The sequence below is a fragment of the Deltaproteobacteria bacterium genome, from assembly GCA_016210045.1.
Classification (GTDB): domain Bacteria; phylum UBA10199; class UBA10199.
In genome coordinates this window covers 55,365-67,585 of the sequence record JACQUX010000041.1, presented here as the reverse complement: position 1 = coordinate 67,585, position 12,221 = coordinate 55,365, and the positions used below count along the sequence as shown (strand labels likewise).

The following is a 12,221-nucleotide window of genomic DNA, read 5'->3' as shown; positions in this document are numbered from 1 at the left end:
TCTGTGATGCATCCTGCGGAAATCCGCGCACTGTAGCGCTTTACGCCGTGGGGTCGCGATCGAGTGGGGCCTCGATCGGAACGGGTTGGGTCGCACCCAGCAGCAGCGCGCTGTGGGTGCCGGGGAGTTCTTGGACCGTGCGCAGCCGTTTTTCGATGGCGCGGGAACGGACGGCGACGTCGTCGATCGTACTCGTCGCTTCATGCAGCTTCTTTTGTACGCGTTCGATGACGCCGCCGAACTTGCCGAATTCGGTCTTGACGGCGCCGAGCAATTGCCACACCTCGGAACTCCGTTTTTCGATCGCGAGCGTGCGGAAACCCATTTGGAGGCTATTCAGAAAGGCCGCCAACGTCGTTGGTCCGTTGACGGTCACGCGATATTCGCGTTGCAAAAACTCGAGCAGACCCGGTCGGCGCAAGGCCTCCGCAAAGAGTCCTTCGGTGGGAAGGAACATGATGCCGAAATCGGTCGTGTACGGTGGATGCAGATACTTGTCCCGAATCTCTTTCGCTGCGGCCTTGAAGCGAATCTCCAACTGTCGACACGCTTCGTCTGCGGCCGGCAGATCTCCACGTTCCGTCGCTTCCACGAGACGGTGGTAATCTTCGGCCGGAAATTTCGAGTCGATCGGGAGCCACACGACTTCCTCACGCGTGGCGCCGTGTCCCGGCAGTTTGATGGCGAATTCCACCCGTTCGCTGCTTTGCGGATATGGCGCGACGTTGCGCGCAAATTGTTCGGGACTCAAGACTTGCTCTAACAGATTGCCGAGTTGGATTTCGCCCCAGGTCCCGCGGGTCTTGACGTTGGTGAGGACTTTTTTCAAATCGCCGACCCCGGCGGCCAGCTGTTGCATTTCTCCCAGTCCTTTATGCACCAGCTCCAGTCGTTCGCTGACGAGTTGGAAACTCTCGCCCAAGCGGCGTTCCAATGTGCCCGCCAGCTTTTCATCGACGGTCTTGCGCATTGCTTCGAGCTGAATGGCGTTGTCGGCGCGAATCGCGACGAATTGTTGCTCCACGGCGTTGCGCACGGTTTCTAACCGCTGTTCATTGGTGCGAGCCACTTCGCTGACTTGTTTCAGCAAGGAATCGGCGACGCCTTTCATCGCCGTACTGACTTCCTCTCGCAGCCCGCGTGCTTGATTTGCTGCGGCGTCGCGATGCGTCGCCAATTCATCGCGCAACGCTTGCGCGACGGCCGCTTGCCCGCTCCGCAATGACTCGAATTGCGGTTGGAGTGGATTGACATCCAGTACGGGTCGGCGACGCAGGAGCACGACGAGCAGGACGACGCTGACACCGCTGAACATGACCGTCAAGATGAAGGGCCAGAGCATACGCGCGTTGTGTAGCATCGGATCGCGCTATTGGCGATCAGAAATCCGTTCATTGCGACGAGATGACCGGTGGGAGCGGCGCCGTGGAGCTGATCGCTGTCAGGTGCAATTGTACGAAAAAATTCTCATTATGAACGGCCGGCGGTGCCGGATTTGAATCCGGCATGTTCCATATGCAGAAAATATCGTCGTTTTTTTTTGGAATGCCGATTGCATTCTCACGGTGAGCTGTCACCCAAAGGAGGGGATATGGAGCGCAAAATTCGCTCGTGGATCTATCTGCTGACCGCGTGTTGTTGGATGTTGGGAGTGGGTTGTTCCGGTGTCTTGAAGGAGGCGGCGAAAGATGCGGCCAGTGATATTAAAGATGACTTAAAAGCGGAAATGGAAACCCAGATGGATCAAGCGGCGACCGATATTAAATCGGGCATTGATGAATCGATGGGGGAATTAGGGGGAAAAGTAGATGAGCTGAAGGATCAACTGTCCACGGACTTGGAAAACGCGCTCCAAGGCGAAGCCGCAAAACAGGGGAGTTTGATTGCCGATGTGCAGGGCGAGATCAAGAAACTCCAGGATTCATTGGCCGGATTGACCGATCAGGATCTTTCAGCGGCCCTTTCCATCGATCTCGACCAAAAACTTAAGGCCCTTGAAGAGGCGTTGAACCAGATGTTGCAGAATGGCGTCGTCGATTCGTTGCAAGGGAAGATTGATGAGCTAAAGAGTCTCCTCAACGGATTCGACGGCGGGGAGGTCAAAGACTTTATCGAGCAGAAACTTGGTTCGATCCAGGCGCTGTACGACGAATTTCAAGTCTCGAAGCTCGTGACCAAGGCGGTCGGTTCTCTCGATAAGGTCAGTGACCACGTCAAGGATCAGCTCAAGGCGCTGGGGACTCCGGCGGCGGAGGCCCTCTTAGAGAAGCTGAATTATTTTTCTCCGTTGTTGAAAGACCTCAAAGACAAAGATGTCGCGGCCTTGCTCGACGATGGCTTAAGTCAACTCTCCGCCAAGGTGAAGCAGACGCTCGACACGGCGACACCGGCAGAGATTGAAAAGTTTTTGAAGGAGCAAGTGGGTGGTGAACTTGACTCGTTGAAGGGCGCGGTGGCCAAGCTCAAGGGGACTAAATTCGAGCAGAAGGCTCATGACCTGGTCCAACAGGCGAAGGGAATTGTCCAGCAGGTGCAGGAGGAGGGAGTCGTGGCCTCGCTGCAAGAGGGCTTAGACAAGGTCAATGGGCTCTTGAGCGGAATGACCGATGCGCAGTTGGTGGAACAGGTCAATGGCGCCATCGACTCATTGCTCCAGCAGGCGAGCGCGGTGGCGAATACGGAGACCGGGGGCCAATTAAAGGAGAAACTCGCCGCGCTGAAACAGACCGTAACGGAGTGGTGGCAAAACACCGGAACGACGGCGGCCACGCCCGGTGCACCGCCACCACCGGATTCTACAGCGACGACAGCGGCGCCGGTTCCCACGCCTGTTCCTGAGACGCCGGCCAAACCGGCGGAATACACCGGACCACTCTGTCACTCGGCATATGATGCGAGTATCGATAGCGACACACAACCGCTCGAAGAGGCGGAACGCTGTATTGAGTATCGATGCAGCTATATGCGTTGGTTTCCTGAAGAGATGCCGGGAGCTTGTCTGCCGGGGTTTAAGTATTCGTCGCTGTGGTACGGAGTGTACAAGTGTAACGAGAATGGTTCTTCAATCACATACAAGGAGTTTTCGTCGGCCGTGGAAAATGGTGCCCTGTGCCTTCCAGGACTTACGCCGAACACTATCATTTACAAGAAACCGAACCGACGCTACGATTGTGGAACGAAAGATTCGTTCACGAACATATTTGATAAAATTTGTCTCAAGCCTGGCTATCGTGCAAAACCGAGTCAGGCGAAGACGTCGTTGGGGGCGATGACGTGGTGCTGTTCCCCAACAGAATAAGCCCCGGGGTGGCCTTCGACTCGCTGGGGTTGGACGTTATCATGGTTGCGTAGCCACGCGTCGAATCATGCCGGATAGATGTCGAGGTTCCGATGAGAACGATACGTTCGCGATGGTGGCTTTGTTGTGTCGGCGCTCTCTTGTTGATGGGAGCCGTTCGGGTCGCGCGTTCCCAGCAGGGACCTCCCCAGACGCCTCGCGAAGATTACCGGACGACCAAACCATTCGCGTCGCCGTCGGGCGAAGATCTCCAGAAGGTCAAATCATCCGTGCCTTCGCCGGGATTTGCGGCCAAAGAACAAAAGGTGTCGTCATCGGCGCCGCCGACATCCCTGCACGACGCGGCGAAGCAGTTTTTCGGTCGATTTAGGGAAAAGCGGGATGACCAGATGATCCGCGGCCTGCCGGCGCCGCCCGCGACCGTGCTGCCACAAGAAATGACGGCCGGGAAGACATTGTATGTGAAGATCAAGGAACAGTCGGCGATCACGACTCCCTGCCACATTTCAACGATCGCTAATATTCCAGTCATCGATCCCGCGGGTTATAAAACTTATCACATTACCGGTTGTCCGATCGATTATGCCGTTGTCGATGAAGTCGGCGAGGAAGATACTTGTTATGCGCGCTTGTGCGCGGATGGGTCCTGCAATTGGTTGCTCGCCTCCTCCGGATCGGAACTTTGCGGCGTGCTGTCGGCGTCTTATCGAGAAAATGTCCCGCTCACCGCGAAACTGGCGGTTGCCGATCCGATTTATTACGTAGTGGGACCGGAGGATGAGCGGTGGACAATTTGCTACGCCACGAACTTGGCGATAGGGAAATCCGGATTCAATATGATCGATTTTTTTGTCGGGTTCTCGACCTACGTGTTAAATCATTAAAATAGGTCGCCGAAGGGAATTATTCGAGGATCGAGGATCAATGGTCGGTGTGATGAGTGTCACGCCATCGATTATCTGGGTTTTCTCCAATGTACGCCTATTCTGATGAACGGGACTATTTATGAAATGGTTCTTGGTCTCCGGCCCACCGAATGCGCCGTGCCGCACCGCATACAACGAATCGTCGGCTTGGGATAGGTCGGGGGGATTTTCATCGCGATGCCGCAGCCACACGTGATCGCGCGATAACCCGCCGTTGCATAGGTCCCGAGGGCCGCGTCGTGGGCGGTCATCACCGGGCCTTCCGCGGCTGCCGAGCGGATTTCCGGTTGCGTCTGCTCCGCGCCGAGCGTGTGTGCGCCGATTGCGCTGCGTCCCCGCAGTTGGCGCATCGCGGTGTCGTAGGCGTGGAACGAGGCGTTGCCCATCGCGCGGAGGATCCCGATGCGTTCGTCGATCGGCGGATGGGTGGCGAAGATGCTGTGGCCGCCGCGTAGCGGGCGCAACGGATGGACGATGAACATCGGGAGCGCGGTCTTGTTGACGCGCGCCATCGGCTGATTCGTCGTCGCGATTGTTTCCAATGCCCCGGCCAGGCCTTCCGGATAGCGCGTAAATTGGGCGGACGCGGCGTCGGCGAGGTATTCGCGTTTGCGGGAACACGCGAAGTAGAGCAGCCGTGCGCCTATGGGGCCGAAGATCGCGAGCAGGATCGCAATCGCCAAAATGATGAGCATGGCTTGACCGCCGCCGCGAGCGCTGCTGCGGCGCCCGGCGCGACCACCGGAACGGAGCATCCGCCAGAAGATTTCGCTCAGCAGCGCGACTGAAGCGAGCAATACGGCCGCTAACATGAGAAAGCGCGTGTCGCGATTCTTTATATGACCCAATTCGTGCGCGATCACGCCTTGGAGTTGGTCGCGATTCAAGCGCGATAACAGGCCGGAGGTGACGGCGACGCCGCTTTGTTCCGGTTTGCGGCCGAACGCGAACGCATTCGGCGCGGGGTCGTCGATTAAATAGACTTTCGGAGCTACGGGCAAGCCGGACGCGAGCTGCATCTCTTCCACGATGTTGAAGAGCCGCGGACATTCTTCACGCGGCAATTCTCGGGCGCCGAGTCCTTGGAGCAATACCGATTGCCCCGCTGCGGCGTAAATGAGGAGTTGGATCGCCAAAAGACCGGCGGCGATCAGCAGGCCGATCGGGCCGGCTCCGGGCGCGAAGACTTCCGCAAACGTGAAGCCGCAGCCGACGAGCAGGATGGACATGCCTGCGATGAGGAAAAATGAGCGACGCTGATTCGCGCGGATCTGCTCCCACATACGGGACTCACCCGAACTTGACCTTCGGGGCCTCGCGTTCCGCTTCGGTGGTGACCGCAAAGGACTGTCGTCGCGTAAAGTGGAACATCCCGGCGATGATCGAGGTGGGGAAGACCTCGATCGCGGTGTTGTAGCCGAGGATCTGGTCGTTGTAGAACTGCCGTGCGTACGCGACTTTGTTTTCAGTCGATGTCAGCTCTTCTTGCAGCTGCATGAAGTTCTGATTGGCCTTCAAGTCGGGATAGGCCTCGGCCACGGCGAATAGCGATTTCAATGCGCCCGTCAGCGCGTTTTCGGCGGCGACGCGCTGCTCGACGGAGCCCGCGTTCATCGTGGCGTTGCGGGCTTGAATGACGCGGTCGAGCGTCTCGCGTTCATGGGTCGCGTAGCCCTTCACCGTTTCCACGAGATTCGGCACCAAGTCGGTGCGGCGTTTCAATTGCACGTCGATTTGGGCCCACGCGTTGTCGACCTCGTTGCGTTTGCGGACTAAGCCGTTGTACGCGCCGATGGCCCAGAGAATGAAGATGCCGACGACGATCAGTAGTCCGAGAAACAATACGCTCATAATGTCCTCCCCAATTCTGCTGTGACCGATTTGCCCAGGAGATCTTGCAAATACGCGATGGTCTTTCCCGCACCGGACGTTTCCGGAAACAGCGCCAGCAGTTGGGTAAGTTCGCCGGCGTCGAACCACAGTCCGTGTCCGTGCGGACAGCGGTCCAATGTGACGTGGCGACCATCGGCGGCGGTTGGTTGAATCGGCAACAGGCGTTGGTCGCAACGCGGACAGAGGCGTTTGCGACCGCGCGGCTTGGTGGCGGGCAGTTCGTGCGCGTGGAGCAGCGGATCGTCTATGCCGGCGCCGGTGGCGGTGAGCAGCGATTCCAATTCGCCCGCGTCGAGCCACAGCCCTTGGCATTCGTAGCAGTAATCGCTCGCGACGCCGTGGAGCTCGAGGATGCAAAGGGCGTGGTCGCAACTGGGACAGACCGGCAGCATGGGGGGCGATTAGCAGGATGGGAGGGGATTTGTCACGGAATTCTTGGCTGGCTCCTGGACCAATGCCGTGTCCGGCAGTGCCGGCGGTTCGACATGGAGCATTTGCAGCAGCGCGGCGCAATTACGGATCAGGGTGCTGCCACGTTCTGAAAGTCGAGGCCGGCGGGTCGGCAGGGATCGATCGAGTGCGGCGAGCCGGTCGTGGGCCTGTTGGTAGAGTTGCGGGGTCGATGGGTACGTGCGGGCGTGGATCGGTTCGCCGAGCCATTCGGCGCGGCAGAGCAGCAGTTCGGTCGTGGTGATGGCCGCTTGGAGTGGAGAGCGGTGCGGGGACGGTTCGCGGCGGATCGTCAGGTGGTGCGGGGTGCAGAGCGTGTCGATGGAAACCAATTGCTGCGTGAGGGCGTGGATCAGTTGCTCCGCCAAATCGTGCACGTCGGTGATAGTGGCGGGGAGCAGCAGTGCTCCGAGCGCGTGCCCATGCGACGCATGGATCGGGAGCGCTCCTTGCCGGACGACGATGCTATGAATGGTCAGGTCGAACAACGTGAGCAGGTCGTCGCAGCGGCGTGCCATGAAGACCAACGCCTGTTGGAGCCGCTCGATCGTCGCGTGGCGCAACGTGCGGGAGACGGGCAGGCCGCGTTGGCGTTCCGGCCACACGCTCAGGAGCTGTATTTCACGTTCGGCATCGTCCACGAAGATCGAAGCGCAGATCGGCGGATGCACGACTGCCGGCTGGCAGGTCTGGAGAAATGCCCGATAGGCACTCTTGAGTTGATCCATGCCGAGCGGCGTGCAGACGCCGGCCCGTGCCGCCAAGATATGCAGGTTGGCCAAATTCGCCTGGAGCCCTATTAAATGATACATCGCCGTGTCCTCCCCATCATCATGAAGAGAGCAACCGGTGTGCCAATCGGGGGCTGAAAAAAAGGCGAACTGTTTTAGTGGGATGCTCGGGCCGGGCCGGGCCGGGTGTCGCAGCCGTTCCATTTGCCGGATGCGTTGTCCCGGAATTGGGACGTTTTAGCTCGGCTCGAACTCTTCGAGCGGCGAGGCTTCGGCGCTCACGGCGCCTGCAGTTGGCGTGCTGAGGTCGATTTGTGGCACTGGTGTTGCCGGGGTGCCCTCGCGCCCGACGCCGGACTCTTCCACGAAATGGCGGAGGACCGTTGTCGGGATGGAGCCTTCGTGCGTGAACACGATTTCTTGTATGGCTGCTTGAAGCGTTGCGTCGGCGATCGCCTCGGCATGTTCGTTGGCCAGCAGCAGCAGTTCCAGCCCGATCTGCGGCCGGGCATATTCGAAGTGGTGCGTGGCTTGCTGCAGCAGCTCCGTGGCGACGGCGTGGCGTGCGTGGTGGATTTGACCCGAGAGGTCAACGTCCGTCGCGGGCTCCAGTCGGTCCGGCTCAATAGGAACCAGATCGAAGAGGTCGGCCTCGCCCAGCGCTGCTTTCCAGCGCCGTTTCGCCTCGATCGCTTCGCCGGTCCAATCGCCATTCGCACGATCCCGGGCCTCTAACCTCAAGGTTTCCGCCCGCAATGCCTCGATGCGCTCGACGATGCCCGCTTCGGCCAGTGCCGCGAGTTGCCACTGCGTGGCCTTGGTTTGCAAGAAATCGTGTGCGTTGGATCGTGCCGTGTCTTGGGACTCGGCGAGCAGGCGCCGCACTTGCGCGAAGTGCATTGCGGCAATCAGTGGTCGCCATTGGCTCTGTAGCAGTTGCCCCAGTTGGAAGTGGAGCTGCGCGATCTCGATTCGGGCGACTCGTTGTTGCGCCTCCCAGCGGTCACTGCGAGCGGCGAAGTCGTCGGACATCCCGTGGATCTGGCCTTCGACTATCCCGAACAGCCGCGCGGTGTGTTGTCCGGTCTCGCATCGTGCCTGAAACTCTGCCGCCCACGCGAGCGCCGTCTCCAAAACATACTGCGCTTGGCCAAATTGTCCGGCTTGGAACAGCGCCGTGGCATAGTCGCGACTTGCCGGCAACGCCTCCAGGATGTTGTTGTCCGTTTTCAGACGATGGACGTGTTGGCCCATCGCCTTCAGCAATTTCGGTAATGTGCCCGACGTGCGGATGCGGGCGAAGTCGGTGATCGCGAATTCGAGTGGGAGGGCATCGGCAGTCGGTGGTTGCGGATCTGCGGGATCCTCGGCGAACCGCGTGGCACGGGCGTTGGCGCGTGACGCCAGCGCGCGGTATTCGCCCACGCGCCACGCGGCAATTCTCTGCCAGTCCCGAGTCGCTTCAGTTTCCTCAAACGAGGTGTCGTCGGGTTGCATGAGGCCGCGGGTCCCGATGGTATTAAAGATCCACGACATCAACATCGCGAGCGATTTGTCGCTGAGTTGGCTTGCCGCTCGCTCGTAACGGACCGCTGCTTCGTGATAATCGAATGGTTCGCGGACGGTCCGGGTTGCCGCGGCTGTTAGGGCTTCGTGCGTGGCAATATAGCCGCGCATCGCGGGTTCGCCTTTGCCGACGAACGAATACTTGTGATCGGCATTGTGCCGTCCCGCATTAATGGCCGATTCCGCCAGCGCAGTATGACTGATATCGAGTGCCAGCGCGGCCTCCTGCGCGAGTCCGAGGCAACAATCCCACTGTCGTCCGGCGTCCTTCACCGCAGCGGCTTGCGCGCGTAGCAACCGCAGCGCGCCGAAGAAACCGGCGTCGCCTCGACCGAGAATCGCTCCGCTGAACACACGCGTGGCGATCTTCCCGGCGCGTGCCGCGTGCCGCCGTTCGGTGCGTGATGGCGTCTCTCTCTCGGTGGCGGATTTTTTCGGTGTCGCATCCGGAGCGAACGCCAGCCACAACGGAATGCCGGCTGCCGCAAACGACGAGTCCGGCGCTAATGCCGCGGCTGCGACCGTGGCTCCCATCCAGAGCCAGAGCCGTGGTGAGGCGAATCCCGTGGCTGCAAACTTGGCGGGGAGCGCATGTGCAGGGCCGGTGTGCGCCGCGGTTCCGGTGCGGTCCGCGGGCGTGTGCCGTGCAGCCAGGCGTTGTTTCCCAATGGGTCGCGGGCCATGCCCCCGGATTGTGCGCATACGTGCTCCCGCCTTGTTATCGGATGGTGCGCCAAGAAGTTGCGTCCGTAGTGTGAATTATTGAGTGGTCACGAATTCGTGGAGAATCCGACAAATTTCCGGCCCTTGTTCGATGAATGGGAAATGGCCGGCGTCCGGGAGGGTGACGAGTTGCGCTTGGGGGAGGAAGGTTTGCCACTTGCGGGTCTCCACGATGGGGACGCGGTAATCTTGATCGCCGTGGAGCAGCAGCGCCGGGCCACGATAGGCGGTGACGCGTGGGCCGACGTCGTAGCCGCTGTAGCGGGTGGTGGCCTCGAGGAACGGGTGGACGCGGTAAATGATGCGTTCGAATGGGGCCACGTCGGCACGATGTGGGTCGGCGAAGAAGAGCGGCGCGATGCGCAGACACGCTTCACGATATTCGACATCGGTGGTGACGCCGTCGGTGAACATTTTGAAGCCGTTCAGGATGCGGCGATCTTTGAGATGTTGCGCCATGCCGATCCAGCGCGGGGCGACAAACGGAAACTGAGGGAATCCGCCAACGACGATGAAATGGCTGGTGCGTTCGGGATGCGCAGCGACGTAGCTGCCGGCGACCAAGCCGCCGCCCGAATGGCCGAGCAGCGCCCAACGATCGATTCCCAACTGTTGGCGGATGGCCTCGAGGTCTGCGACGACCGCGTCGATCCGGAACGATTCGCGGGGGAGCGGGTCGCCACGACCGTGTCCGCGGACGTCCAGCAATATCAGTTGCAAATCGCGGCTGAGCGGGTCTAACCACGGCCGGAAGTAGCTGTGGTCGAGGCCAAATCCGCCGTGGATGCATACCAGCGGGTGCCCGGTTCCGAGCACTTCGGCAAAACAGCGAAAACCGTCTAAGGAAAAAAGCATGGCCAGCACTGTAGCGGAATCGCGGACAATTCCGCAACTTTTCTCGCGAATGGCCGATACCTATATCAGAGGGGAAGCCGCATCATGGGACGTTCAGTGACCGCAGCCGCCAATGTCAGGCCCCGTCCGACGCAACGGCTGGATCGTGCGCGCAAGGGGGATCTGTCGCAGGCCGCGCTCCACCGCGATGTGCGACTTATGGACGCCCATCGGCGCAAGTTGGTGCGGGACCGGGAACGTCTCCAAACCGCCGTGAATCAGTATTGGCGGGGCGAGTCGGGTTGGGGCGCGACGAAATGGCAATTGCTGGAGGCGCGGGCCCCGACGTTGACGAAGCAGGTGCATGCCGCAAAACGAAAAGTGGACGATCGCGACGCAGTGCGGGCGGCGTTGAATCAGCAATATGGCGATGCGCTGAATCAGTTGAATGACACCGTCGCGTGGGCGGAGCGGCTCGCGATTGCCGCTTACGCGGAAGGCGGTGAGGGAACGACCAAGGACCCGTCTGCCAGCTATCTGGCACGGCTGGAACACGGTCGCGGTCTCCGCTTGGTACGCTGGCAGGAGCGGGCTATGCTGGATCATCCCTGGCCGGTCTATGTCACGGAGGCCATGGCAACGTATCCGTTGTTAGATGCGTTGCTGACGGAGCAATTGGGGCACGGTCTCGACGGTTGGGGGCGGCCGGCCGCGCTGACGGCCTTTGTGGGATTGCATGCCACGATCTTTCCGAAGGTGCTGGCATGGTTGGATGGCATCGCGGATTTGGAGGCGCGCTTTTGGAAACGTGTCCTCGTGGTGGCCCCAATCTGGGCCGCGATCTATGTCCTCTTCTATCAGGCCGGAACGCATGGCCTCGACGGAATTTCCTGGCAGGAAGCCGCGAAACAGGTCGGTCTTGCGCTCGGCGGCACGGCAGTGCTCTCACCGCTCGAATGGTACATTACCAACCAAGCCCGTTACGAAGAACGGTACTTCCTGACCATCCTTCGCAGCGTCATCTGGTCCGCGGGATTCTCCGTCGGCGCCGCGCTGTTGTAAATCCGTTGATCGGATGACATCGAAGATACAATTCAGTACCCCTCGCCGGCAAAGTCGTGTACAGCACGGTTCATGGGACTGCGGCGACAGCATATTCACGGCGTGGCGCGGGCGATTGCGAAGGCGTTGCAAGCGGAGGCGGGGCTGCGGTGCACTGGCGGGCTGGGAGAGATTGAAACGTGCATTGCGGCGACCATTCATGCGGATTTGGCGGCGGAGCGGACGTTGAACGACGAAGCAGACAAACTGTTGGACAAGCAGTTGCGATTGTTGGGGGCGGCGGGGCGGGATCTCGATTTAGAAAAAGCGCGCCAGCTCATCAAAAAGGAACTTGCCAAACAGCGCGGCTTCGTATTGTAGTAGTACACGAAAACACCCACTATGCTCATATCGGATGATCGCATCAGTGCCCTGGCCAAAAAAATTTCCACTGCTTTACTTCACGAACGCCTGATTGAAACCGGCACGTCGCAACAATTGGCGGGTGTCGTGCAGAAGGCGATGATCCGTTATGTCGTGGCCGACGTCGCCGTCGACGAAAAAGTGCGTGCCAAGATTGCGAGCCTGAAACGACAAGTTCCGGAAGGCTCGCGGGAGTGGGACGTGTTGTATCAACAATATTATGAACAGGAGTTGGAACGCCTCGGGGGAGGGTAGCAGGCTGTCCAAAAAGGCCCACCTGCGTCGTTGGCCCGCCAACCCGCGATCCTCACGTACTACCAAGTACGCTCCGGTCGC

General features: G+C 59.9%; 12 protein-coding genes. 5 read left to right on the top strand and 7 right to left on the bottom strand.

Going from position 1 to position 12,221, the window contains the following annotated elements; genetic code table 11:
• Window positions 1-40 precede the first annotated feature (40 nt).
• The gene (rmuC, locus tag HY696_12345) at window positions 41-1,342 is read right to left on the bottom strand and encodes a DNA recombination protein RmuC (protein ID MBI4239188.1); all 1,302 of its coding nucleotides are present in this window, start codon (window positions 1,340-1,342) and stop codon (window positions 41-43) included.
• Window positions 1,343-1,591: 249 nt separating this feature from the next.
• On the opposite strand from rmuC, the gene HY696_12340 reads away from it, so the two are divergent.
• Together HY696_12340 and HY696_12335 are read left to right on the top strand one after the other, a co-directional pair.
• Window positions 1,592-3,298 (top strand): apolipoprotein A1/A4/E family protein, encoded by a 1,707-nt coding sequence (locus HY696_12340; protein MBI4239187.1) that lies wholly within the window; start codon window positions 1,592-1,594, stop codon window positions 3,296-3,298.
• A 146-nt stretch (window positions 3,299-3,444) separates the two neighbouring features.
• Window positions 3,445-4,182 carry a hypothetical protein gene (locus tag HY696_12335; protein ID MBI4239186.1) on the top strand — a complete coding sequence of 246 codons (738 nt, stop codon included), beginning with the start codon at window positions 3,445-3,447 and terminating at the stop codon, window positions 4,180-4,182.
• 119 nt (window positions 4,183-4,301) lie between these two features.
• On the opposite strand, the gene HY696_12330 is transcribed toward HY696_12335, so the two are convergent.
• From HY696_12330 to HY696_12305, 6 genes are all read right to left on the bottom strand, one after another.
• Window positions 4,302-5,507, bottom strand: coding sequence for a M48 family metallopeptidase (locus HY696_12330; GenBank protein MBI4239185.1), 1,206 nt, complete (start codon window positions 5,505-5,507; stop codon window positions 4,302-4,304).
• A 7-nt stretch (window positions 5,508-5,514) separates the two neighbouring features.
• Entirely contained in the window at window positions 5,515-6,075 is a 561-nt protein-coding gene (locus tag HY696_12325; protein ID MBI4239184.1) for a LemA family protein, read from the bottom strand.
• Window positions 6,072-6,509 (bottom strand): zf-TFIIB domain-containing protein, encoded by a 438-nt coding sequence (locus HY696_12320; GenBank protein MBI4239183.1) that lies wholly within the window; start codon window positions 6,507-6,509, stop codon window positions 6,072-6,074. The genes HY696_12325 and HY696_12320 overlap by 4 nt, the downstream gene beginning before the upstream one ends.
• A gap of 9 nt (window positions 6,510-6,518) precedes the next feature.
• On the bottom strand, window positions 6,519-7,379 hold the full coding sequence (locus tag HY696_12315; protein ID MBI4239182.1) for a hypothetical protein: 861 nt from the start codon (window positions 7,377-7,379) through the stop codon (window positions 6,519-6,521).
• A gap of 156 nt (window positions 7,380-7,535) precedes the next feature.
• Window positions 7,536-9,566, bottom strand: coding sequence for a hypothetical protein (locus HY696_12310; GenBank protein ID MBI4239181.1), 2,031 nt, complete (start codon window positions 9,564-9,566; stop codon window positions 7,536-7,538).
• A gap of 57 nt (window positions 9,567-9,623) precedes the next feature.
• A complete protein-coding gene (locus tag HY696_12305; protein ID MBI4239180.1) occupies window positions 9,624-10,442 on the bottom strand; it encodes an alpha/beta hydrolase in 819 nt (272 codons plus the stop codon).
• 84 nt (window positions 10,443-10,526) lie between these two features.
• On the opposite strand from HY696_12305, the gene HY696_12300 reads away from it, so the two are divergent.
• The 3 genes from HY696_12300 (at window position 10,527) to HY696_12290 (ending at window position 12,140) form a co-directional block, all read left to right on the top strand.
• Window positions 10,527-11,483 carry a hypothetical protein gene (locus HY696_12300; protein ID MBI4239179.1) on the top strand — a complete coding sequence of 319 codons (957 nt, stop codon included), beginning with the start codon at window positions 10,527-10,529 and terminating at the stop codon, window positions 11,481-11,483.
• A gap of 72 nt (window positions 11,484-11,555) precedes the next feature.
• Window positions 11,556-11,843, top strand: a complete 288-nt coding sequence (locus HY696_12295) for a DUF507 family protein (protein ID MBI4239178.1) — start codon at window positions 11,556-11,558, stop codon at window positions 11,841-11,843.
• Between the two features lie 21 nt (window positions 11,844-11,864).
• Entirely contained in the window at window positions 11,865-12,140 is a 276-nt protein-coding gene (locus HY696_12290; protein ID MBI4239177.1) for a DUF507 family protein, read from the top strand.
• Window positions 12,141-12,221 lie beyond the last annotated feature (81 nt).

Excerpts from the sequence above, each read along its gene's own strand:
- rmuC (MBI4239188.1), bottom strand. The coding sequence starts at position 1,342 with ATGCTCTGGCCCTTCATCTTGACGGTCATGTTCAGCGGTGTCAGCGTC.
- HY696_12340 (MBI4239187.1), top strand. The coding sequence starts at position 1,592 with ATGGAGCGCAAAATTCGCTCGTGGATCTATCTGCTGACCGCGTGTTGT.
- HY696_12335 (MBI4239186.1), top strand. The coding sequence starts at position 3,445 with ATGGGAGCCGTTCGGGTCGCGCGTTCCCAGCAGGGACCTCCCCAGACG.
- HY696_12330 (MBI4239185.1), bottom strand. The coding sequence starts at position 5,507 with ATGTGGGAGCAGATCCGCGCGAATCAGCGTCGCTCATTTTTCCTCATC.
- HY696_12325 (MBI4239184.1), bottom strand. The coding sequence starts at position 6,075 with ATGAGCGTATTGTTTCTCGGACTACTGATCGTCGTCGGCATCTTCATT.
- HY696_12320 (MBI4239183.1), bottom strand. The coding sequence starts at position 6,509 with ATGCTGCCGGTCTGTCCCAGTTGCGACCACGCCCTTTGCATCCTCGAG.
- HY696_12315 (MBI4239182.1), bottom strand. The coding sequence starts at position 7,379 with ATGTATCATTTAATAGGGCTCCAGGCGAATTTGGCCAACCTGCATATC.
- HY696_12310 (MBI4239181.1), bottom strand. The coding sequence starts at position 9,566 with ATGCGCACAATCCGGGGGCATGGCCCGCGACCCATTGGGAAACAACGC.
- HY696_12305 (MBI4239180.1), bottom strand. The coding sequence starts at position 10,442 with ATGCTTTTTTCCTTAGACGGTTTTCGCTGTTTTGCCGAAGTGCTCGGA.
- HY696_12300 (MBI4239179.1), top strand. The coding sequence starts at position 10,527 with ATGGGACGTTCAGTGACCGCAGCCGCCAATGTCAGGCCCCGTCCGACG.
- HY696_12295 (MBI4239178.1), top strand. The coding sequence starts at position 11,556 with ATGGGACTGCGGCGACAGCATATTCACGGCGTGGCGCGGGCGATTGCG.
- HY696_12290 (MBI4239177.1), top strand. The coding sequence starts at position 11,865 with ATGCTCATATCGGATGATCGCATCAGTGCCCTGGCCAAAAAAATTTCC.